Below are 21990 nucleotides of genomic sequence, written 5' to 3' on the forward strand. Positions count from 1 at the left end.
GTTAATTTTTCACAGATGATGTGAATAAATAGGGAATTCTACACAAGTTAGAAAACTCGCAAAATGGCACCCATGCCGTCGCGGGGCGGGAATTGCCAAGCGGTTCCTCCGCCTTGCCGCCGGCCATCGTCCACCATGTTTGCCCAGACCGGCCCGAGGCCTGCATGGCGCACGCAAAGACAAGGAGTCAGCCATGCGCAAGCCAGACAGCCTCGCCTATGTCGGCATCATTGTTTCGACCTTCTTCTGGGGTACCAACTTCAACGCCGGCGCATTGATCATCCGGCATATGACGCCAATCAGCGCATCGATCGAGCGCTTCCTGATCTCGACGACCCTGCTGTTGTTGATCTTCGGGCTGCAAGGCAAGCTTCGGCTCAGCGTGCTGCGCGAAAACTTGTGGGCATACGTGGGCCTCGGGCTGCTTGGCTTTACCGCCTTCAATCTCGCCACCTTCTTTGGCCTGCAAACGACCACGCCGATCAATGGAGCGCTGATTCTCGCCACTACGCCGCTGTGGACCATGCTTCTTGCCGTGGTCTTCGAGCGCGAGCGCATCGATACCGCGCGCGCCATCGGCTTGTTCTTCGGGCTACTCGGCGTGGGGTTGGTCATCACGCGCGGCGACGTACAGATGCTGCTCGCGCTCAAGGTGGCGCGGGGCGATGCGATCATCCTCGCCGGCAGTCTCGCGTGGGCCGCCAACATGGTGGGCACCCGGCGCTTCGTCAAGCAGGCCACGCCACTGGAAAACACCACGTTCTCGATGCTGTTCGGCACCATCGGCCTGATCGTCCTCGGCTTCATGTTCGAGCGTCCGCTGGCGAGCATTGCCGCAACACCCGGCAACATCCATGCCGCCGTGCTGTACCTCGCCGTTGGTGGATCGTTGCTGGCCTACCTGCTGTGGTTCCGCGGCATCCACCAGATCGGCGCGGCACGGACCTCGATCTTCTTCAATCTCGCCCCGGTCTTCACGATGCTGGTCTCGACCGTGCTGGGTGTACCTCCCAACGCATGGCAACTGGTCGGAGCGGTGGCGGTCATCCTGGGTGTGGTCTTCGCCTCGGGACTCGTGGGCATTCCGACCAGAGCCAGGGCCGCTCAAACGTGAGGCGGGAAGGCACGGAAGCAGTCTTGGTCTCATCGCTCCCGGCACCAGAAGGCAGTTCAAAGCCAATTTCGATGCCGCGAAGAGTTGCTCTGGTGGCGCGGTATGGGGATAGGACGCTGCCGAGCGCGCCAAGCCGGCTCCATGCAACTTCATGCCGCCTGCTGCGGGCATGACCTACGTCTGGGCCGGCGAAGGCTAGCTGTACTGGCCGTCGTGCCCGATGTGTTCAATCGCGAATTCAGTAGCGCAGTTTCCGGCCGATGGCATCTGACGTACAAGCTAGCCATCTGAATTCGCGATGGTGGAATCGCGAAATGCTGTTTTGCGACAGCCTGCCAGTCAGTCACCATCAAAGAAGGCGTTCAGGTATGCCGTATGACGGTACAACCGGTGACCATTTCCATGAAAGGAGACAAAAAAATGGCAGTCAGACAACTCTTGCAAACCTTCCTTGCGTTCAGTGTGGCAACGGCAGCGGTTGCGCAGGAATCATATCCGTCTAAGCCGGTGACCGTGGTGGTTCCCCAGGCGCCAGGCGGAGCCAACGATGCCATCGCCCGTATCGTCACCCAAAAGCTGTCCGGACAATTCGGGCGGCAGTTCGTCGTCGAGAACCGGCCGGGCGCCGGCGGCAACATCGGCACGGCCTACGTGGGTAAGTCGGCCGCCGATGGCTACACGCTGTTGTTCACCGTTAGTAGCGCCCATGTCATCAATCCTGCTCTCTACAAACGCACGGGCTTTGACCCCGTACGAGATTTCGCGCCGGTGGGCAGCGTTGCGACCGCGGGGTACGTACTCGTCGCCAATCCTTCGTTCGGGCCGAACAATGTCAAGGAACTGGTTGACGCGGCGCGCGCGAAGCCGGACACGATCATGTATGCGTCGGCAGGCAACGGCACCCTCAATCATCTGATCGGTGAAATGCTACAGCACAGCGCCGGCATCCGGCTCGTCCACATTCCTTACAAAGGCGCCTCCGCTGCCGTGGCGGATGTCGTGGGCGGTCAGGTGCCCTTGTCGGTGCAGAGCCTTCCATCCGCACTTTCCTTCATTCGAGCAGGCAAACTGAAGGTGCTTGCGGTGACCAACGAGAAGCGCCTGGCCTCCATGCCGGAGGTGCCGACTGTGGGAGAGACGCTCCGCGGCTTTGGCGCCACGCCTTGGTATGGACTCTTCGCGCCCGCTGGAACGCCACCCGCCGTGGTGTCCCGCCTGCAGGCCGCATTGAGTAAGGTACTTGACAGTCCAGATGTGCGCGACACCCTTGCACGCCAGGGATGTCAACCGTTTCCGTCCGGCGCCCCGCAGTTCGAGGCGCTAATTCGTGACGAGTTGCCGCGCTGGTCGGCAATCGTCAAGGCGGCCGGCGCCACCGTCGACTAGTCCGGGCGCGGGCTGGCGGAGCTTGCCGCCGTACGGGCCGATGGGCACACGTGGTCGACGAGCAGCCGTGCCACTACCGGCAGGCTGTCGTAGGACCGAAAGAACAGCTTGAGCTTGCGCCACGCCCAAGACTCCTGAGTCCGACCGGCCGGATCCTGAGCAGACCCACTCGGCAACCTTCGAGGCCAAGTTGGCCATGGCCGCGCTCAAGGGCGACAAGACTCTGGCGGAGCTGGCCTGCAGTATGACGTGCACCCGAGCCAGATCACGGAGTGGAAGCAGCAGTTGGCGGCGCATGCCGCGGCCGTGTTCGGCGGGCGGCAAAATCAAGACTGCGGTCGAGTCGCCCGTGGACCTGAAGGCGCTACATGCAAAGATAGGCCAGCCGACGCTGGAGAATGATTTCGTTACGGTCGCCGCGCACAACACGGGGAGCCACGGCACGTCCGGCAATGACTCTCAGGGCATTGTTGGCGAAATTCGCCGGAAGTGACATATGCGGATGCCCGACTTGGTGCAATGCCTGACGCAGGATAGGCTGCAAGTGGTGAGGCCGGCGCTTGGTCGGCCCGGCTTGCCTGCAACTGCACCAAACCGTGCGCTGGTGCATTGCAGCAAGATCAGTGGCGCACGTCGTCGTGGTCGGTCGACACCGCCAGCGCCTGCCACGCGGCCAGTTCGCTTTCTACCTGGCGGTTCTTCTCGGTGATGCGGTAGACCGTGTCCGAGCCCAGCGGCAGGCGCACCGGCGGGGTTTCGCTGTCGGCCAGGGTCAGCAGGGCCGTAGCCAGCTTGGCAGGATCGCCGGGCTGCTGGTGGTTGGCCGAAGCCATGTGCTCGCGCATTGCCCCGACCGGATCGGCGTACGCCGCGATCTCGGTGCGGACGCGCACCAGCGAGCTCGGTCGTATCGGCGATGCACAACACCACCGGGAATTGGCCTGCCCTGACCGCAGTGCGCTCCCAATGAGGCTGCATCACGTCTGTCCACTCGATCTCTTCGTAACCCAGAAATCTATACGCCGCAATGGTCTCCGACCATCCATCGCATGCGCCTGGTATGCTGGCCGTCGGCTTGGCCGCAAACCGCTTGAGCAATTCCTTCGCCCGCCGGTCCCGCCTCGGATCGCCAAGATCCTGCCCCTCGAATTGGCACGATCCAGTCGGTGCAAGTGCGACGCAGGTAGGGGGTAGCGCCTGCCTGCCAGCGAGTGTTGCGCCGTGGAAGGGGTCATTTTGGGAAGGCACTTCGCTGAGATGGAGCGTCCGACTGAACTGGAGGGACCTTGGAAAGTGCTGCACTTGGCGGTCTGCCGGCGCGCAAGCCGATTCCCTCTAGCCCGTCGATCTGGGGCGGTTGTCACTGTGGAGTGATGCGGCGTTCATTAGCTGAAGCCCGTGAATAAGCCGCGGGTCGCACCTTACGTCTTGCTGGCCCAGCGGTTCCGATGCCGCTCGGGCTTCGTGCCGAGCATCCTCCTCGCTGCGCAGGTACCCGCTCGTCGAAATCGACGAATGCCCAAAATTATCCCTGACATAGCGCAAATCAACCTGCCGGTCGGTCATGTGCGAGCCGGCGGTGTGGCGCAGCCAGTGGGCCGAGGCACCGGCCAGGACATCGGCCTGCGCCGCCCACTCGGGCCCGCGCGCGCAGGCGTGCGGCCGCCAGGCCGAACACTTCCTTCAGGATCAGATGCAGCGCGCCGAGCAGCGGTGGACCAGCTGTCTCACTTCACGGGAGTCAGAATTGGTGCTCCCTTATTCTTGATCAAGAACACAACAAACCTGGCCGGCTGTGTGGAACTGGCATTGCGCCCGACGGTATGGATGTCATTGGTGCCTTCGTGGAAGGTATCCCCGGCCTTGAGTGTCACCTCTTTGCCACCCTTGACCGCCATGACAATGCTCCCCTCGAGCACATAGACAAAGGCGTGTGCATCATGTCGATGCACAGGGTCGACCGAGCCGGGCGGATATTCTACGATGATCATCTGAACTTCCTTGCCCGGATACTCAGGCAACGGTTCCGTCCGCAGCGGCGTGACTTTCGCTTCCGGTGCGGCCACCGCAGGCTGCGCCGCCATCAGGCACGACAGCATCAGCGCCGCCACAAATGACACGATTGCTTTCATGGCATTACTCCACATTGGCTTGCGAGAGCCACTGGCCGAGGCTGATGCGACCGATCCGCGCGTCGCCGAGCGGTACGAGCGACAGTTCTTCGACGTGGCCGCCATAGTACAGGGCGTCGCGGTCCGTCACGACCGAGCGGGCGTCGCCTGTCGACTTCAGATAGCGCGCAACGATCTCCGCGAACGGGGCGCGGTCCGGGCCGGCAATCTCGATGGTGCCGTTCCGCGGTGCTTCCAGTGCGACTTGCGCAAGGAATGCCGCGACGTCTTGCGAAGCGATCGGCTGAAACAGCCCATCGCCCATGCGCACGGTGGTGCCGTCCGTGCCAAAGTCCGCGATACCGCCGAGAAACTCCATAAACTGGGTGGCGCGCACGATCGTGTACGGCACGCCGGCAGCTTCGATCGCCTCTTCCTGGGCGACCTTGGCCGTGAAATATGCATTCCCCGGCATGCGGTCGGTGCCGACGATTGATAGCGCGACATGATTGCGCACGCCCGCGGCCACTTCGGCCTTTCCGAGATTGCGCGCGGAGGTGCGGAAGAAATCGAGTACCGCCTGTGGCTCCCAGGATGGTGCGTTCGCCACATCCACAACGACGTCTGCGTCCTTGAGCGCCAGATCCAATCCTTCGCCCGTCACGCTGTTCACGCCGGTACGCGGAGACGCCGCGACCGCCGCATGGCCAGCATTGGTGAGCAGCGCGACAAGTTGGGAGCCGATCAGGCCGGAACCACCGATTACAACGATCTTCATGGCAGATTCTCCAGATGAGAGTAGTGAAATGCGCGGTGCGGCTGGTCGGGCGGCATCGCATGTAGGTGCCTGTCCCTGTCGCATCGTGTGAGACCATTGTGAAACAATCATGCCCCAGGGATAAGGGCCAAGAATTGTCGAAATGACTAGGCCAAGTCCTTTCTGCCGACATTGTTCTGCCGACATTGCCCGAACTCATCATGACCGCACTGACTTCCCCATTGGCCATCGAAATCGATCGCCAGAACCGCTTGCCGATCTATCTGCAGATTTGCGAGCGGTTCAGGACAGCGATCGCGGCCGGGCACCTGCGTCCCGGCGATCGGGTGCCCGCGCTTCGGGGGCTCGCCACGCAATTGAATACGGCCCGGGGTACGGTCGAAATGGCCTATACCATCCTTGTCGATGAGGGCTACCTGCAGATGCGCGGTGCGGCCGGGACGTTCGTATCCGCCTCGCTACCGGCGGCGGTGACGCGTTCTGCAAGTGGACAGGATCGGGAGCACATGCGTGCGAGGGAGGGGGGCGCGTCCGCGGTGTCTGATGCATCGCGCAGTCGGCAGCCGGCGCCGCGTCAGCTGGCAATCGCGGTGGCGATGAGCGGGGAGCCGAAGCCGTTGCAACCCGGGCTGCCGGCACTGGACGCGTTCCCGCGCAAGCTTTGGAACCGGCTCGTTTCGCGTTGCGCGCGCAGCGGTCAACGCGCGATGCTCGCCTACCCGGACCCGGTTGGTTATCGGGCGCTGCGCGAACACATTGCCACCTATCTTGGCTTGTCGCGGGGCGTCGCGTGCCTGCCGGAACAGGTATTCATTACCGCTGGCTACCGCGCGACGCTGGAACTCTTGTTGCGCAGTCTCGCGAGCCCCAGCGACCGCATGTGGTTCGAAGACCCCGGCTATCTGCTCGCGCGCAGCTTTCTGGCCGAAGCCGGTGTTCAACTGGTACCGGTGCCAATCGATAGCGAAGGCATCGATGTCGAGCGCGGCATCGCACTGGACCGGCAGGCGCGTTTTGCACTGGTTACCCCATCGCATCAGGCCCCGCTCGGGCACACGTTGTCGCTCGCCCGGCGCATGGCGCTGCTGGATTGGGCGTCGAAAGGGTCTCGCTGGATCATCGAAGACGACTACGACAGCGAATTTCGATATGTGGGCCGGCCACTGCCGGCTTTGAAAAGCCTCGACAAGCACGATCGCGTGATTTATTGCGGCACGTTCAGCAAGGTGATGTTTCCCGGGCTGCGGCTGGCGTATGCCGTGGTGCCGGAGCGCGCTGTCGAACGCGTCGGGCGCGTGGCGTGCAGCATGAATGCCGGCTCTCCGATGCTATTGCAGGCGGCCGTGGCGGACTTCATCGAACAGGGGCATTTTGCGCGGCACGTGAAGCGGATGCGTGCGTTGTACGGACAGCGACGCATGCTGATTGCGCATGCGCTGAACCAGGCGTTCGGGGAGCGCATGATTGTCGCCTTGCCGCACGGCGGAATCCAGTTCGCGGTCGAGTTTGCCGAAGGCCCCGATGGTCCCGTCGACGACGTGGCCTTTGCCTCGCGCGCACGCGACGCGGGGCTCGCGGTGCTGCCGCTGTCGATCTGGTACGCGAACGCACGCACGCGGCGCACCCCACGCGGCCTGGTATTGGGCTTCGCGAACGTCACCGATGCGAGGGAAGCGTCTCGTCTCGCGCGAACGTTGCACGGATGCCTCGACGGCTAGGCCAGCGCCGAGCTGAAGAAGCGCACCGACACCGCGCTGCCGGGCGTCGGCGCGAACTGCGCGTCGCTGAGCACGCTCGCCATCCCGTCTGCATTCCCCAGTTGCACGAGCGCCGGGCGCCAGTGCGGGTACCCGTCTGAATTCGGACCGCGCCAGCGTATTGCCCCACAGGAGCCACGCAGATGCCCTTCGGGAGGCGTATCTCCACCGCGCCGCTGGCCCGGGAGGGCATCTCGGCGTTTAATTTGGCTTGCGGACGTTTAAAGATCCCGCTATTTCTTGATTATCGTTTAAACGACACTTTGTTGTTGACATTGAACGCTTTGGGGATGCATGCCTGGGCCCGGAAGCGCATGCCTTGGCTTGGGCAAGCGGCGGCGCAGGCGGCCAACGTTGCAGGGGTGCGTAAGGGCGCGCCGCGATCGGGTCGGCTATCGATCTCAGTTGCCTCGCACGATTGACGTAGCCTCATGGCAGCCAGTGACGCCATACATTTTGACGTCATGGCTTCGAGACGTCCCTTGCGGGAGGAGACCGGTGATCACTCGCCGCGCAACTGGGTGCACGATCCGACGAAACCCCTTACCTTGAAACTTGCGCGGGCAGTCTTTGGAGAACCGAATGCGCCTTGGAGTCAGGCGCATGCCGCAAGGATGCTCAATCTTTCACTGCAAGACCTCAGTGCGTGGATGCTCAGAGAGGAGGCAGCACTGACAAGCCTGGTTTGCGAGCAGCGTCTGATGCGAGCATTGATCGAGGTCTCGCAAGGCAAGGGCCAACATGGCAGGTATGGCTTTGTATCGCGCGAGCGCCGTGATACCGCCTTCTTTGACCGCTTCGGTGTATGCGTAAAACAGGCTGCCGTGATCGGCCGAGTCGGTACGGTGACTTGGTCCGGTGACTTGGTCCTGGAACCCGGTTGACGCGGGTCGGTGGCAGGGCCGTCGGTCTTCATCGACGGTCAGGCGCAATCGTGCCCCGGCATGCCCCACGGTCTCGTCGGTCATGCAACTGCCAAGCGTTCATAACCGGGAAATCGGGGGACAGGATTGGGGCAGACCGATATCGGCGCGCCCCGGCGATGGAGTTTAGCTGCCGGACGTGCACATATTGTTCTTCCTTTTGAAATGATTGTGCGAATCTCTGCATAATTGTTGACTCATTACTGTCACATTCCTGTCGCACTATCTGGCGGCCGCGTCGGTGGGTGGTTTTCGGCTCGCATGCAAGCCGTGACGCCACCGGCTGGACCCTCCGCCAAATACCTGGAATTGACAGTGAAAAAAGCTCTCTTCGCAGTGGCAGCCGCAGCGTGCGCCATGTCCGGCTCTGCCTTTGCCCAATCGTCGTCCAATGTGACGCTCTATGGCATCGCTGATGCCGGTATCAGTTTCCAAAACCACGTCAATGGTGGCGCCAACGGTAGTGGTTCGGTCGTTGGCGTAACTTCCGGCGGCCTCTCAGGTTCGCGCTGGGGGCTGCGCGGGGTCGAGGACCTCGGCAGCAACCTGAAGGGCATCTTCGTGCTGGAAAGCGGCTTCGATATCGATAGCGGTAAATCCGCGCAGGGTGGCCGGCTGTTCGGTCGCCAGGCCTATGTTGGCCTGCAAGGTAATTTCGGTGCCGTCACGCTCGGCAGACAGCAGAATTCGCTGTATGACCTGTTCGGAGCCTACGACCCCATGGCGGCGGGCCCAATGTACTCGCTGAATTCGGTCGACAATCAATTTAACGGTCGCGCCGACAACGCCATCAAGTACACCGGCAAGTTCGGCGGCTTGACGGCAACCGGCTTCTACAGCTTCGGCCGTGACGTCAACGCTGGTCTCGGCGGCGAAGTGCCGGGCCACTTCAAGGTCGGCACCAACTTTGGCGGTGGTGTGGCCTACGCGAACGGGCCATTCTCGGTGGGCGTCGCGTACGACCAGTTCCAGGGCAGCACCCTGGCTTCCGCGGACCTCGCCGCGAAGCGTGCTGCGATTGGTACGTCGTATGCTTTTGGAGCGGCCAAGGTGTTTGGCGGCTACCGCTGGATGCGTGACGAAGTCACGACTGGTACGGCCCGTCACGACAACCTGTACTGGCTCGGCGCCAACTACAAGTTCACTCCCGCTTTTACGTTGACTGGTGCGGCTTACTACACCGACGCCCGCACCGACAGCAAGGACTCGTGGATGTTCGTGCTGAACGCCGACTACGCCTTGTCCAAGCGCACTGACGCGTATCTGTCGCTCGGCTACGTGAACAACAAAGGCAATGCGACTTTCGGTGTGACCGGTACGCCCAATACGATGTCAGGCCAAAATCAGACCGGCGCAATGCTCGGCATGCGCCATCGCTTCTAATTTCCTGCAGGCAGGACGAGGCGCGCTTCCGGGCGTGCCGGCGACAACTTCATATCGGCCTTCTCTCACTGTTAAGGTCGTTTGGCCGGCAGAAATGCCGGCCATTTTTTAATCCGAAGTTTGACTCGGATACCAAGCTAACCTGTTGAAGCGCCGAGAGATTTTCAAGCGGCAGGGGGTTGGCTACTGGGAACAGCCGGGGTCGATGCCGAGCAGCGCAAAGGCTTTGCGCTGCAACGGCGTGGGACGGGTCGTGATGACGATCTTGGTCTGTGGATTGACCGAGGTCGACGTGATGTTATAGGTCAACGTGGCGAGGTCCTGCAGCAGCGTGGCGTGCGCAGAGCACGGCGCTGTTCCTCCGACAAGGCAGCGACCGTATGCAGCGGCTGCTCGAACATCCGTAAGGCATCGACTCAGTGAAGCTGGGGTCGATGCGCCACACCAAACCGTCCTGACAAATCGTCGAGACGCCTATCCATTGGCCATAGCTGTGCGCCTGGTGTGATCAAAGTGGAAGCCAGCAGTGAGACTTCAACTAGGCCGCAACCCAGCCCATACAATTTCTCGCGCTCGATGAACGCCACTACCCATGGCCCAGCCTATGATGCGCCGGCTGGGACGTCGAGCACGACAGCCAGATAGTAAAAGCCGGCAGCGGTAGGAATATACGTCGCATCGGCGACCCATAGCTGATTGGGCGCATCGGCACAGAAGTGCCGCTGCACCAGATCAGGCGCAGGTCTACCCTGTGGCGCGGGTGCGTGGTGCAAATGAAGCGCTGTCGGCAAGCCCCGCGCAGGCCCGCCTCACGCATCAAACGCGCCACGCGCTTGCGCCCGACGTGGATGCCCCGGCGCAGCAACGTGGCATGCACACGCGGCATCCCATAGGTACCGCGCGAGCGAGCGTGAATCTCACGGATTTGCGCGCGCAACAGCGTGTCACACACGGCATGAGCGCTCGGAGGTCGTTCCATCCATGCATGGAAGCCGCTGCGCGAGACCTTAAGCAGCCGAGCCATGGTGGACAGCGGATAGCGAGCCTGGTTCGCCTTCATGAATTCGTACCCTTGTCGGGCAGCCTGTCGGTCTCCCGGGCGAACCAGGCCGCGGCTTTTGCAAGTATCTCCCTCTCCATTTTGAGCTGCCGGTTCTCACGGCGTAGCCGTGTGAGTTCCTGGCGCTCGGCCGTCGTCAGACCGTCCTGACGAAGTCCGGCATCGCGTTCCGCTTGGGCTACAGATCGTCTGGGCCGTCGGTTCGAACTCCCTGGCCAGATCCTCGGGGCGGCGACCCGCAAGTCGTGACAATTTTATTTTCGTATGCGATTCGCCGAGGCTAGAGGCGACCATTCCATCTACACTGCACGGCTGTTGAAGGAAGCCGTTAAAAATCAGCCAATGCATTCAGTTTTTCGTTTCGATGCTGACCGTCTCGTCAGCTTCCAGGTCTTGTGGAAGGACGGCGAACGCGTCCTGGGTCGGGGCTGGCGCCTCGCTGCCGATGGCCAGCGCGAGGCGGTGCTGGCCTTGTGGCTCGCGACCGAGCATCCGATGCCTGCCAATCTCGGGCGCCTGGCACACGAATTCAGCCTGAAGGAGGCGCTGGACCCCGCTTGGGCCGCCCGGCCCCTGGAACTGGTGCGCGAACATGGCCGGACGGTCCTGCTGCTGGAGGATCCCGGCGGTGAGCCGCTCGATCGCCTGATGGGCACCCCCATGGAGGCTGGCCGCTTCCTGCGCCTGGCGATTGCCATGAGTGGGGCCCTTGGCCAGTTCCACCAGCGCGGCTTCATTCACAAGGACCTCAAGCCAGCACACATCCTGGTGAACCAGGCCGATGGGGCGGTGCGACTCACCGGCTTCGGGCTGGCTTCGCGGCTGCTGCGCGAGACACAGGCGCCGACGCAACCAGACGAGATCGCCGGCACGCTGGCCTATATGGCGCCTGAGCAGACCGGCCGCATGAACCGGTCGGTCGATGCGCGCAGCGATCTCTATGCGTTGGGCGTGACGCTCTACCAGATGCTGACGGGAACGCTGCCGTTCTCCGCTGGCAACCCAATGGACTGGGTCCACTGCCACCTCGCCCGGCAGCCGATGGCGCCGGCCGAGCGGGTACCGGCGAGCCCGGTCCAGCTCTCTGCCGTGGTGATGAAGCTGCTCGCCAAGACGGCGGAGGAGCGCTACCAGACGGCCGGCGGGCTGGAGGCGGATCTGCGGCGCTGCCTGGCCGCATGGGAAAGCCGGGGGCGCATCGACACGTTCGCGCCTGGCGAGCATGACCTGCCGGACCGGCTGATGATCCCGGAGCGGCTCTACGGTCGGGATCGCGAGATTGGGGTGCTGCTCGGCGCCTTCGACCGCGTGGTGTCCGGGGGCGCGCCGGAGCTGGTGCTGGTGTCCGGCTACTCGGGTATCGGCAAGACCTCGGTCGTGCACGAGTTGCACCGTGCGCTGGTGCCGCATCGCGGCCTGTTCGCTTCAGGCAAGTTCGATCAGTATAAGCGGGACATCCCTTATGCAACGCTGGCGCAGGCGCTGCAGGGACTGGTACGCCCGCTGCTGGGCAAGAGCGAGGCGGAACTGGCACCGTGGCGCGCCGCGCTGGCCGAGGCGCTGGGCCCGAACATCGGGCTCATGGTGCCGCTCATCCCGGAACTGGCGCTCATCCTTGGCCCGCAGCCGCCAATGTCGGAAGTTCCGCCGCGCGACGAACAGCACCGCTTCCAGCTCGTGTTCCGCCGCCTCATCGGCGTCTTTGCGCAGGCTGCGCATCCGCTGGCGCTCTTCCTTGACGACCTGCAGTGGCTGGACGCGGCAACACTGGACCTGCTCGAGCATCTCGCGACCCAGCCGGAGGTACGGCATCTGCTGCTGATCGGCGCCTATCGCGATAACGAAGTCACGCCCGGGCACCCGCTGCTGGCGCGACTGACGGCCATCCGCCAGGGCGGGGCAAGCGTGGGGGAGATCATGCTGACGAGCCTAGGGCGCGACGATGTCGGCCGGCTTCTCGGCGATGCCCTGCATTGCACGCCGGAGCGCGGCGAGGCGCTCGCCAGACTGGTGCACGAGAAGACCGCGGGCAATCCATTCTTTGCGATCCAGTTCCTCACCGCCCTGGCGGAAGAGGGGCTGTTTGCATTCAATCATCGCGAGGCGCGCTGGTCGTGGGACCTTGGACAGATCCGCGCCAAGGGTTTCACCGACAACGTGGTGGACCTGATGCTCGGCAAGCTCGGCCGCCTGCCCGCAGCGACCCAGGAAGCGCTGAAGCAGCTCGCCTGTCTTGGCAACGAAGCCGCGGTAGGCATCATGACCATGGTCCTGGGCGGCAGTGAAGGGACGCTGGATGCGGCGCTGTGGGAGGCGGTCCAGGGCGGCCTGGTGTTGCGGCGCGAGGAGACTTATCGCTTTCCGCACGACCGAGTCCACGAGGCGGCCTACGCGCTGATTGCCGAAGCCGCGCGGCCCGCGGCGCACCTTGCGATCGGGCGCAGGCTTGCCGCGCACACGTCCCAGGAAGCGCTTGCGGAGCGCGTCTTCGAGATCGTTGGCCAGCTCAATCGCGGTGCCGCACTGATTACCGCACCCGAGGAGAGGTGGCGGCTGGCCGAGCTGAACCTGCTCGCCGGCCAGCGTGCCAAGGGATCGACGGCCTACGCCAGCGCATTGGCCTATCTGGCCACGGGCGCGGCGCTGTTGCCCGCGGATGCCTGGGAATGCCGGCACGCGCTTGCCTTTGCACTGGCGTTCGAACGGGCCGCATGCGAATTCCTTACCGGTGCCTCGGGGGCGGCGGAGCCACGCCTCGCCGACCTCGCGAGCCGTGTGGTCGGCCTCCCTGAGTTGGCCGCGGTGACCCAATTGCGACTGGAGCACTTCATGGCCCTCGGTCAGAGAGGCCGTGCGGTCGAGGTCGGTCTCGATTACCTGCGTCGGGCTGGCGTGGAATGGTCGGCGCACCCTGCGAAGGCGGAGGTAGAGCAGGAGTACGCGCGGATGTGGCGGCAGATCGGGGACCGGCCGATCGATGCGCTGATTGACTTGCCGCGCATGGCCGACCCCGATGCAGTCGGGACCATGGACGTCCTGACCGCGCTGATGCCGCCGGCCTGGTACACCGACGAGAACTTGCGTGCGCTCGTGATTGGCCGGATGGCGAACCTGAGTCTCGAACATGGCAACAGCGATGCGTCGTGCCTTGGCTATGCCTGGCTCAGCATGGTGCTGGCGCCGCAATCGGGCGACTACGCGGCGGGATACCGCTTCGGCAAGCTGGGCCTGGACCTGGTGGACCAGCGCGGGCTGGACCGGTTCAAGGCCCGCGTCTACCAAGTCGTGGGCGGCCACGTCCTGCAATGGACGCATCCGATCCGCGACGCGAGCAGCCTGGTGCGGCGCGGCTTCGATCTGTCCAACAAGCAGGGCGACCGCACCTTTGCGGCCTTCACCAGCAACAACCTCATTACGCACCTGCTGGCCAGCGGCGCGCCGCTGGCCGATATGGAACGCGAAGCCGAAGCTGCGATCGCCTTCGCGCGCGAAGCGGGGTTTGGTCTTGTTGTTGACCGCATTACCCCGCAACGCCAGCTTGCCCGGACACTGCGTGGTCTGACATCGGTCTTCGGCTCGTTCAACGATAGCGGGTTCGACGAAGACCGGTTCGAGCGGCATCTGGAGCAGGATCGGGGCCTCGCACTCGTTACCTGCTGGTACTGGATCCGCAAGCTGCAGGCGCGCTTTTTTGCCGCCGACCATGCCGGCGCGATTGCGGCGGCGGAGCGCGCCCGGCCGCTGCTCTGGACCTCACCGTCATTCTTCGAGCAGGCGGAATACCACTTCTATGCAGCGCTGGCACGGGCGGCCTGCTGCGATGCGGTCGCTGCGGCAGACCGGGTCCGGCACCTTGAGGCCCTGGCTGGACACCACCGCCAGTTGCAGGCCTGGGCCGAGCATTGTCCGGGGAATTTCGAAAACCGGGCTGCATTGATCGGTGCGGAGATCGCCCGTATGGGTGGGCGCGAGGCCGACGCCATGCGCCTGTACGAACAGGCCATCCTGTCCGCGCGCGACAACGACTTTATCCACAACCAGGCACTCGCTAACGAGCTGGCGGCACGATTCTATGCGGCGCGGGGCTTCGAGAAGATAGCGTGGGTGTATCTGCGGGATGCCCGTCACGGCTATCGCCGCTGGGGCGCCGAGGGCAAGGTGCGGCAGCTCGACGGGTTATATCCGGCACTCGGCGAAGAAGAGTCGGCACCTGCTTCGACCCGGACGATCGGCGCTTCTGTCGAACACCTGGACCTCGCCACGGTGATCGCCGTCTCGCAGGCGGTGTCGGGTGAAATCTTCCTGGACAAGCTGGTCGACACGCTGATGCGTACCGCAATCGAGCAGGCCGGCGCGCAACGAGGCCTGCTGATCCTGCACCAGGGTGCCGGGCTGCGCATTGCGGCCGAAGCGACCACCTGCGGCCATGCCATCACCGTGCAACTGCACGACCAGAGCGTGCCCGGCACCGCGCTGCCGCTATCGATCCTTCACCATGTTTTGCGCAGCCGCGAGACCGTCGTGCTGGACAATGCCGAGGCGCAGGGGCCGTTCTCCGTCGATCCTTACATTCGGCTGCATCGCGCCCGCTCGATTCTGTGCCTGCCGCTCCTCACTCAGGCCAAGCTGATCGGCGTCCTTTACCTGGAGAACAGCCTGGCTCCACGCGTCTTCGTGCCGGCCAGGGCGGCGGTGCTGAAGCTGGTGGCCTCGCAGGCGGCGACCGCGCTGGAGAACAGCCGTTTGTATCGCGATCTCGAGCAACGCGAAGCAAAGATCCAGCGTCTGGTCGAAGCCAACATTATCGGCATCTGCATCTGGCAACTCGATGGCCGGATTCTGGAGGCCAACGACGCGTTCCTGCGCATGTCGGGTTACGACCGCGAGGATCTCCGCTCGGGCCGCCTGGGATGGGCGGACCTGATGCCTGCGTCAGCGCAGGCGCCCGGTGCACCCCTGGCTGCGTTCAGCGTGGCGGGGACTGTGCCGCCGTTCGAGAAGGACTTGGTCCGCAAGGATGGGAGGCGTGTGCCCGTGCTGCTCGGGTCTGCGAACTTCGAGGATGGGGTGGACCAGGGGGTGTCTTTCGTGCTCGACCTGACCGAGCGCAAGCGCGCCGAGCAGGCGCTGCACCAGGCGCGGGCCGAACTCGCCCACGTCGCGCGCGTGACCACGCTGAACGCGCTGACTGCCTCGATCGCCCACGAGGTGAGTCAGCCGCTGGCGGCCATTGTCGCGAACGCCAGTGCAGCATTGCGCTGGCTCGGCCGCCAGCCCCCCGATCTTGCTGAGGTGCGGGAGGCGGTGGAGGGCATTGTCCAGAACGGGCATAGGGCCAGCGCGGTGATCGAGGGAATGCGGGGGCTGCTGAGGAAGACGGCCGCGGTAACGGTTCGACTTGACCTCAACGAGCTGGTCAAAGAGACGATCACGCTGATCAGCGGCGAGGTGTCGCGACATCAGATCCTGCTGCGGACCGAGCTCGCGCCCGGGCTACCGCTGGTGGCGGGTGATCGGGTACAGTTGCAGCAGGTGCTGCTGAACCTGGTGATGAATGGCATCGAGGCGATGACAGAAGTGGCCGACCGGCCGCGGGAACTCGTGATCCGGTCACTGTGCGCGAAACCCCAGACAGTGCGGGTCGCCGTGGAGGACGCTGGCATCGGGCTGGCTCCGCAGGTGATGGAGCGGGTGTTCGATGCCTTCTACACCACCAAGGCGCAGGGTCTGGGCATGGGCCTGGCGATTTGTCAGTCGCTGGTCGAGTCGCATGGCGGGCGGCTGTGGGCGAGCGCAAATTCGCCTTGCGGGTCGGTGTTCCAGTTCGCTTTGCCGGCTAGGCAGGAGTAGACCGACACAGTCTGCCATGCGAGAGGAGGCCAAGCCTTCAGACTACCGGAGCTCCCCATGCGTGCTTGGTGCGCGCTGGCGCGCGACCACGGCCCGGAAAAGGGGCGCCAATCCGGTTGGCTGCCGTAGAACGAAGTAATTCTGGGTCTTCCGCACTTTTTGTGACGGCCGCGTCGAGGGCTTGATCTCGGGCCGATCTGGCCCCACGTTGATCGTTACCATGAGCCAAGTTCTCGGTGGGATCGATCGTACTCTCGCCCGTGTGGGTAAGCGCGTCGTCTCCAGCGACGCGCGAGGGGGGACCATCACCGTCGAAGCCCGCAGTACGGTTCGTGCGGCACATTGTCCTGCCTGCCGTCGTTAGAGTAGCCGACTCCACGGCAGCTATGTGCGTAGTCTGGAAGAACGACCTATGCTCGAGCAGCGGGTCGTACTCGCCGTTGAGGTGCGTCGCTTCAAGTGTACGAACGCCGGCTGCCCGCGTTGTACGTTTGCCGAGAACATCCACGCACTGGCCGGTCGGCATCAACGTCGAACGCGATCGCAGGCTCGGGCGTTGCACGCGCTGGGCCACGCCCTCGGTGGTGAGGCGGCAGCCCGGCTTGCTAACGCCTTGGGCATGCGCACCAGTGCCGACACCGTGCTGCGGGAGTTGCGAAGAGCTCCTGGGCGCAAGCGCAAACCACGACCGCGGGTCGTCGGCATCGATGACTGGGCGATTGCCCGCGGTCATCAATACGGAACGATCATCGTCAATTTGGAGCGACGTGAGCCGATCGAAGTGTTTGCCGGCAGGGGAACAACTGCGGTGACCGCGTGGGTGCGTGCGCGCTCATCGATCGAGATCGTCGCCAGGGACGGGGCCGGGGCCTACTCCGAGGCGGTCGACATCGCGCTGCCGGCAGCCAGGCAAGCCTCCGATCGCTGGCATCTGCTGTGCAACCTGCGCGACAACGTCGAGAGACTGCTGTGCCGACTCGGACCGCAACTGCGCCAAGCCGCGCAGCAAGTCGAGGTCCGTGGCGTGACCCTGGGCCGGCAGCGGGAGCTGAGCCGCAACTCACTGTGGTCATGGCAGCGTCTGAGCGATCAGCGACGCGCCTCGCGGCTGGAGCTGTACGAGCGGGTGATGGCGCTACACGCCCAGGGCGGCACGATGAAAGGAATCGGGCAAGAGCTCTCAATCGACCATCGAACCGTGCGCAACTTCATCACTGCGGGGGCCTTCCCCGAGCGTGCACCCAGGGCGCGAGGTCCGACGCCTTTGGATGCCCATCTCAGGCCAGGCGCGTGTTCGGATGGCTCGTCGGATGGAGGAAGCTCGCCATCGAGGAACCTAAGAGCTCCGACCACGAGCGCTTCGTGCAGGCGCTTTGCAAGAACGAACCCGTGGTGGGCGAAGTTCGCAGCCTCGCGCGGGAGTTTCTCGGACTCATGCACCGGCGAAGTCCGCGGCAGTTCGATCGATGGCTAAAGCGTCTGTCACGCTGCGACGCTGTGGAAATGCGCAGATTCGCGCAAAGCTGCGCGCCGACTTACCGGCTGTGCGGGCGGCCTTCAAACTGCCATGGAGCAATGGCCAGACCGAGGGTCACGTCAACCGGCTCAAGTTCCTCAAGCGTCAGATGTATGGCCGCGCGAGCATCGAGCTTCTGCGGTTGCGGGTTCCGATCGCCATCGCAGGCGGTTGAGACCGTGCGGCCGGCACAAGGCTACCAGACTCGCCCACATGGTCATCAAAAATGGTGGTGGGCGCCGGAGATGACCCCGTTCCACGCTAAAACATCCTCCAACGCAAGGTCGCCGTCGTCACACAAAGTGCCGAAGACCCATCCTTATTACGCTTCACGGTTCTGTCACGAAATTTGGCTCTGCGCAGGCTGAGTCCGCCTATTTGGACTACGTTGCCGTCCTGGTGGGCAGCTTGCCGCCGCCATTAGCGTTCTGCGGATCGGCCGGTTGCTGAATGCTAGAGGCACTCCGCTCAAGCGAAGAAGCGCTTGCTGTCGCGGCCGCGCGCAGTGAGGCGAGAATCTCGTCGCGGCAAACCTTCAGGATTTCGTCGGCCAGCGGCGAGTCGTCCGGACACGCCCGGGACATGACAATGGCGCCCACCGCATGCGCCAGTATGTCCAGGGACTGGGCACGCAACCGCCCCGGATCGGCACCGTCCGACGCGGTGCCATCGGGTTTCAGTGCAGCCAGCAGGCTCTCAATGCCCGCCGCAAACGTGGCCCGAACTGCCTCCGGCTGACGCGCGGCATCCCCGCCCAGTGCGGCCATCGTGCAGCCGGTCCCACGCTTGTCGCGGTGCTCGCGGGAAAGGTAGTACCGCACAAACTCCGGCGCGTTGACGCCCGCGCTCAGCGCGACGGTCTGCGCGATGCCGCAGGTCGCCGATTCCGCCATAAGGTCGGCCTTGGAGCGGAACTGCTTGTAAAAGCCGCCGTGCGTGAAGCCGGCGGCGGCCATCAAATCGGCAACGCCAACCCCATCGTAGCCGCGCTCCCGAAACAGCTGGGACGCCGTCTCGACCACGTGCTGCCGGTTGGCCTGTGCCTGTGCCTTGGTGATCTTCATTTCCTGACCACTGTCGATTCATGTCTGCGAAGGCTTCATCATACATTGATGTCAATCGTAATCAAAAGATTGACACTTTAGATTATGATCGTCATCATTGGTACCGTTCCCACCCTGGAAGCTAAGGCAATATGAACGACAAGACTCTTTTTGAACCTTACGCCCTTGGCCGCCTGGCGCTCGCGAACCGCATTGTCATGGCACCGCTGACCCGCAACCGGGCAGGCGCGGGGCTGGTGCCTAGCGAACTGGCCGCGACCTACTACGCCCAGCGCGCCTCGGCCGGCCTGATCATCACGGAGGCCACTCAAGTGTCAGCCCAGGCTCAGGGCTATCAGGACACCCCGGGCCTGTACACACCCGAACAAGTGGTCGGCTGGCGCAAGGTCACCGAGGCTGTACATGCAAAGGGCGGACGCATCTTCGCCCAACTCTGGCACGTCGGCCGTGTTTCGCACGTCGATGTCCAGCCTGACGGCGCTGCGCCGGTCGCGCCTTCGGCCATCCGCGCCGCGACGAAGACCTTTGTCAACAACGGATTTGTCGACGTGTCGCAGCCGCGCGCCCTCGAGCTCAACGAATTGCCGGGCATCGTTAACGACTTTCGTCGAGCCGCGGCCAATGCCTTGGCCGCCGGCTTCGACGGCGTGGAAATCCACGGTGCTAACGGCTACCTGCTGGAGCAGTTCATCAAAGACGGGGCCAATCAGCGCACTGACCCCTACGGCGGCTCGATAGAGAATCGTGCGCGCCTGCTATTGGAAGTCGTCACGGCGGTGGTGGAAGAAATCGGCGCCGATCGCACCGGTGTGCGCATCTCGCCCGTGTCACCGGCAAATGGGATTTCGAGCAGCGATCCTCAGCCACAGTACGACTACATCGCCGATCAGCTCAGCGCGCTGGGCATCGTCTACCTGCACGTGGTCGAGGGCGCGACCGGCGGCCCACGCGCTGTCGCGCCGTTCGACTACGACGCACTGCGCCGTCGCTTCAGGCAAACCTACCTGGCCAACAACGGCTACGACCTGGAACTCGCCACCGCCAGGCTCAACGAGGGCAAGGCAGACCTGTTCGCCTTCGGCCGTGCCTTCATAAGCAACCCCGACCTGGTCGAACGCCTGAAGACCGGCGCTCCGCTGGCCCAGCCCGATCTCGCCACGCTCTACGGTGGCGGTGCTGCTGGCTACAGCGACTATCCGACCATCACCGCTTGAGGCGCGTGCCGGTCGTGTCCACGTCCGAACCGTTATTGCAAAGGAATCAACTCATGACCACGCTTCCGACTGTTCTCATCACCGGCGCCTCTTCCGGCATCGGGGCAACCTACGCCGCGCGATTCGCCGGTCGCGGCCATAACCTTGTGCTGGTTGCTCGCGACAAGACGCGCCTCGATACGCTGGCCGCGCGCCTGCGTGCAGAAAACGGTGTGAGCGTCGACGTTCTGCAGGCCGACCTGACCCAGCCCGCGGATCTGGCCGTGGTCGAGACTCGTCTGAGGGACGACTCTCGCATTGGCATCCTGATCAACAACGCCGGGATGGCTCAGTCGGGCGATTTCCTGCAGCAGAGCGCCGAGGGCATCGACCGCCTGGTCACGCTCAACACCACGGCGCTCACGCGGCTCGCGGCCGCGGTGGCTCCGCGCTTTGTGCAGTCAGGTAACGGCGCGATCGTCAACATTGGCTCGGTGGTGGGCTTCGCGCCCGAGTTCGGCATGTCTATCTACGGCGCCACCAAGGCCTTTGTCCTGTTCCTGTCGCAAGGACTGAATCTCGAGTTGTCGCCAAGCGGCGTCTATGTGCAGGCGGTGCTTCCGGCGTCGACCCGCACTGAAATCTGGGGACGCGCCGGCATCGACGTCAACATGCTTCCCGAGGTGATGGAAGTGGACGAACTGGTCGATGCAGCGTTGGTTGGCTTCGATCGCCGCGAACTGGTCACCATCCCGCCGCTGCATGTGGCCGGGCGCTGGGATGCACTGGATGGCGCGCGCCAGGGGCTGATGTCGGATATTCGGCAAGCCCGCGCGGCCGATCGCTATCGGTCGGAAGCCTGACCACTGCGGATTCTGTCTTACACGGGGAGGCATGGCTTTAGCGACCGACACGCCGGACTCAGGCTTCACAGGTAACCCGATGACAAACTTACAGAACCTCGACACCAACGATGTGAGGACCATGCCCCTTAAAGCGCTGCAGACGACTTATGTCCATGTCCCGACTAACCTGGTCAGCGCGGCTGGAACCACTTTCGCTTACCGCGAACTGGGACACCGTGGCGGTGTCCCGCTGGTTCTGCTCAATCACTGGGGCGCCGTGCTAGACAACTTCGACCCGCAAATCGTCGATGGCCTGGCTCGTGAGCATCACGTTATTACCATCGACTATCGCGGAATCGGCTTGTCCGGCGGAACCGCCCCGGTGACGGTGGACGAAATGGCGCGCGATACCATCGCCGTGATTCGTGCGATGGGCTTCGAACAGATAGACCTGTTCGGCTTTTCTCTAGGCGGCTTCGTGGCGCAGGACGTGGCGCTGAAGGCTCCGGGGTTGGTGCGCAGGCTCATCCTTACCGGCACGGGTCCCGCGGGAGGTCAAGGTATCGACCATGTCGGTCCGGTGTCGTGGCCGCTCATACTCAAGGGCTTGCTGACACGACATGACCCCAAGACCTATCTATTCTTCACCGCCACGGAAAACAGCCGGCAGGCAGCAGGCGCCTTCCTGAACAGGCTAAAGGAACGCCGCGCCGGCCGAGACAAGGGACCGACGCCTCGCGCTTTCCTTCGCCAGCTCAAAGCGATCAAGGCCTGGGGCCAGCAGGTACCGCAGGACCTCGCCGGCCTGCACATGCCGGTTTTGATTGTCAATGGCGACAACGACATCATGGTGCCCACCCCACTGAGTCGCGACATGGCCCGCCGCATTCCCCATGCGCAGCTGGTCATCTACGAAGACGCGGGGCATGGCAGCATCTTTCAATACCACGCGGACTTCGTGCCGAAGGCGCTGGCGTTCCTGGCGGCATTCACCCCACATTGGCATTGAG

At 63.8% G+C, this 21990-nt stretch carries 16 protein-coding genes and 5 pseudogenes; 12 read left to right on the forward strand and 9 right to left on the reverse strand.

What is annotated here, in order from left to right:
• Positions 1-193 precede the first annotated feature (193 nt).
• The 3 genes and pseudogenes from CNE_RS31480 to CNE_RS31490 form a co-directional block, all read left to right on the forward strand.
• On the forward strand, positions 194-1114 hold the full coding sequence (locus tag CNE_RS31480) for a DMT family transporter (RefSeq protein WP_013958762.1): 921 nt from the start codon (positions 194-196) through the stop codon (positions 1112-1114).
• 420 nt (positions 1115-1534) lie between these two features.
• Positions 1535-2500 (forward strand): Bug family tripartite tricarboxylate transporter substrate binding protein, encoded by a 966-nt coding sequence (locus tag CNE_RS31485; protein WP_013958763.1) that lies wholly within the window; start codon positions 1535-1537, stop codon positions 2498-2500.
• A gap of 196 nt (positions 2501-2696) precedes the next feature.
• Positions 2697-2933 (forward strand): annotated as a pseudogene (locus CNE_RS31490) (transposase); the annotation flags it as partial.
• Positions 2934-3120: 187 nt separating this feature from the next.
• Here CNE_RS31490 and CNE_RS31495 read toward each other — a convergent pair.
• From CNE_RS31495 to CNE_RS31505, 5 genes and pseudogenes are all read right to left on the reverse strand, one after another.
• A pseudogene (locus CNE_RS31495) lies at positions 3121-3402 on the reverse strand (short-chain dehydrogenase/reductase); the annotation flags it as partial.
• A 106-nt stretch (positions 3403-3508) separates the two neighbouring features.
• Positions 3509-3802: pseudogene (locus tag CNE_RS43340) on the reverse strand (IS4/Tn5 family transposase DNA-binding protein); the annotation flags it as partial.
• A 33-nt stretch (positions 3803-3835) separates the two neighbouring features.
• Positions 3836-4066, reverse strand: a complete 231-nt coding sequence (locus tag CNE_RS43165) for a hypothetical protein (RefSeq protein WP_013958766.1) — start codon at positions 4064-4066, stop codon at positions 3836-3838.
• Between the two features lie 161 nt (positions 4067-4227).
• Positions 4228-4632, reverse strand: a complete 405-nt coding sequence (locus tag CNE_RS31500; RefSeq protein WP_013958767.1) for a cupin domain-containing protein — start codon at positions 4630-4632, stop codon at positions 4228-4230.
• 4 nt (positions 4633-4636) lie between these two features.
• On the reverse strand, positions 4637-5389 hold the full coding sequence (locus tag CNE_RS31505) for an SDR family oxidoreductase (RefSeq protein WP_013958768.1): 753 nt from the start codon (positions 5387-5389) through the stop codon (positions 4637-4639).
• A 200-nt stretch (positions 5390-5589) separates the two neighbouring features.
• Between CNE_RS31505 and pdxR the strand changes: the two genes are divergently transcribed.
• The 4 genes from pdxR to CNE_RS31520 all read left to right on the forward strand — a co-directional run bounded on the left by pdxR (position 5590) and on the right by CNE_RS31520 (position 9452).
• A complete protein-coding gene (pdxR, locus tag CNE_RS31510; RefSeq protein WP_013958769.1) occupies positions 5590-7107 on the forward strand; it encodes a MocR-like pyridoxine biosynthesis transcription factor PdxR in 1518 nt (505 codons plus the stop codon).
• A 182-nt stretch (positions 7108-7289) separates the two neighbouring features.
• The gene (locus tag CNE_RS41225; protein ID WP_148271733.1) at positions 7290-7568 is read left to right on the forward strand and encodes a hypothetical protein; all 279 of its coding nucleotides are present in this window, start codon (positions 7290-7292) and stop codon (positions 7566-7568) included.
• A 9-nt stretch (positions 7569-7577) separates the two neighbouring features.
• Positions 7578-8030: a hypothetical protein gene (locus tag CNE_RS41230; RefSeq protein WP_148271734.1), complete on the forward strand. Its 453-nt coding sequence runs from the start codon at positions 7578-7580 to the stop codon at positions 8028-8030.
• A gap of 354 nt (positions 8031-8384) precedes the next feature.
• Positions 8385-9452: a porin gene (locus CNE_RS31520; protein WP_013958771.1), complete on the forward strand. Its 1068-nt coding sequence runs from the start codon at positions 8385-8387 to the stop codon at positions 9450-9452.
• A 183-nt stretch (positions 9453-9635) separates the two neighbouring features.
• On the opposite strand, the gene CNE_RS42775 is transcribed toward CNE_RS31520, so the two are convergent.
• From CNE_RS42775 to CNE_RS43170, 3 genes and pseudogenes are all read right to left on the reverse strand, one after another.
• The gene (locus CNE_RS42775; RefSeq protein WP_013958772.1) at positions 9636-9761 is read right to left on the reverse strand and encodes a hypothetical protein; all 126 of its coding nucleotides are present in this window, start codon (positions 9759-9761) and stop codon (positions 9636-9638) included.
• 107 nt (positions 9762-9868) lie between these two features.
• Positions 9869-10042, reverse strand: a pseudogene (locus CNE_RS42365) (VapC toxin family PIN domain ribonuclease); the annotation flags it as partial.
• Positions 10039-10512 carry an IS3 family transposase gene (locus CNE_RS43170; protein WP_080569627.1) on the reverse strand — a complete coding sequence of 158 codons (474 nt, stop codon included), beginning with the start codon at positions 10510-10512 and terminating at the stop codon, positions 10039-10041. The pseudogene CNE_RS42365 and the gene CNE_RS43170, both read right to left, overlap by 4 nt.
• A 342-nt stretch (positions 10513-10854) precedes the next feature.
• Here CNE_RS43170 and CNE_RS31525 point away from each other — a divergent pair, with 342 nt between their 5' ends.
• Positions 10855-16362, forward strand: a complete 5508-nt coding sequence (locus CNE_RS31525) for a trifunctional serine/threonine-protein kinase/ATP-binding protein/sensor histidine kinase (protein WP_041228990.1) — start codon at positions 10855-10857, stop codon at positions 16360-16362.
• Between the two features lie 220 nt (positions 16363-16582).
• A pseudogene (locus CNE_RS31530) lies at positions 16583-18053 on the forward strand (ISL3 family transposase).
• 208 nt (positions 18054-18261) lie between these two features.
• Here CNE_RS31530 and CNE_RS31540 read toward each other — a convergent pair.
• Entirely contained in the window at positions 18262-18942 is a 681-nt protein-coding gene (locus CNE_RS31540) for a TetR/AcrR family transcriptional regulator (RefSeq protein WP_013958777.1), read from the reverse strand.
• A gap of 131 nt (positions 18943-19073) precedes the next feature.
• On the opposite strand from CNE_RS31540, the gene CNE_RS31545 reads away from it, so the two are divergent.
• From CNE_RS31545 to CNE_RS31555, 3 genes are all read left to right on the forward strand, one after another.
• The gene (locus CNE_RS31545; protein ID WP_013958778.1) at positions 19074-20156 is read left to right on the forward strand and encodes an alkene reductase; all 1083 of its coding nucleotides are present in this window, start codon (positions 19074-19076) and stop codon (positions 20154-20156) included.
• Positions 20157-20209: 53 nt separating this feature from the next.
• On the forward strand, positions 20210-20998 hold the full coding sequence (locus tag CNE_RS31550) for an SDR family NAD(P)-dependent oxidoreductase (RefSeq protein ID WP_013958779.1): 789 nt from the start codon (positions 20210-20212) through the stop codon (positions 20996-20998).
• Positions 20999-21119: 121 nt separating this feature from the next.
• Positions 21120-21989: an alpha/beta fold hydrolase gene (locus CNE_RS31555; protein ID WP_041229179.1), complete on the forward strand. Its 870-nt coding sequence runs from the start codon at positions 21120-21122 to the stop codon at positions 21987-21989.
• The last annotated feature ends 1 nt before the right edge of the window (position 21990 follow it).

It is taken from the genome of Cupriavidus necator N-1 (assembly GCF_000219215.1).
Taxonomy (GTDB): Bacteria; Pseudomonadota; Gammaproteobacteria; order Burkholderiales; family Burkholderiaceae; genus Cupriavidus; species Cupriavidus necator.

Bases quoted from the DNA above. Each gene is read 5' to 3' on its own strand.
- pdxR (WP_013958769.1), top strand. From the start codon at position 5,590: ATGACCGCACTGACTTCCCCATTGGCCATCGAAATCGATCGCCAGAAC.
- CNE_RS31480 (WP_013958762.1), top strand. From the start codon at position 194: ATGCGCAAGCCAGACAGCCTCGCCTATGTCGGCATCATTGTTTCGACC.
- CNE_RS31505 (WP_013958768.1), bottom strand. From the start codon at position 5,389: ATGAAGATCGTTGTAATCGGTGGTTCCGGCCTGATCGGCTCCCAACTT.
- CNE_RS41225 (WP_148271733.1), top strand. From the start codon at position 7,290: ATGCCCTTCGGGAGGCGTATCTCCACCGCGCCGCTGGCCCGGGAGGGC.
- CNE_RS31485 (WP_013958763.1), top strand. From the start codon at position 1,535: ATGGCAGTCAGACAACTCTTGCAAACCTTCCTTGCGTTCAGTGTGGCA.
- CNE_RS31545 (WP_013958778.1), top strand. From the start codon at position 19,074: ATGAACGACAAGACTCTTTTTGAACCTTACGCCCTTGGCCGCCTGGCG.
- CNE_RS31525 (WP_041228990.1), top strand. From the start codon at position 10,855: ATGCATTCAGTTTTTCGTTTCGATGCTGACCGTCTCGTCAGCTTCCAG.
- CNE_RS43170 (WP_080569627.1), bottom strand. From the start codon at position 10,512: ATGAAGGCGAACCAGGCTCGCTATCCGCTGTCCACCATGGCTCGGCTG.
- CNE_RS31500 (WP_013958767.1), bottom strand. From the start codon at position 4,632: ATGAAAGCAATCGTGTCATTTGTGGCGGCGCTGATGCTGTCGTGCCTG.
- CNE_RS31540 (WP_013958777.1), bottom strand. From the start codon at position 18,942: ATGAAGATCACCAAGGCACAGGCACAGGCCAACCGGCAGCACGTGGTC.
- CNE_RS41230 (WP_148271734.1), top strand. From the start codon at position 7,578: ATGGCAGCCAGTGACGCCATACATTTTGACGTCATGGCTTCGAGACGT.
- CNE_RS31550 (WP_013958779.1), top strand. From the start codon at position 20,210: ATGACCACGCTTCCGACTGTTCTCATCACCGGCGCCTCTTCCGGCATC.
- CNE_RS31555 (WP_041229179.1), top strand. From the start codon at position 21,120: ATGCCCCTTAAAGCGCTGCAGACGACTTATGTCCATGTCCCGACTAAC.
- CNE_RS43165 (WP_013958766.1), bottom strand. From the start codon at position 4,066: ATGACCGACCGGCAGGTTGATTTGCGCTATGTCAGGGATAATTTTGGG.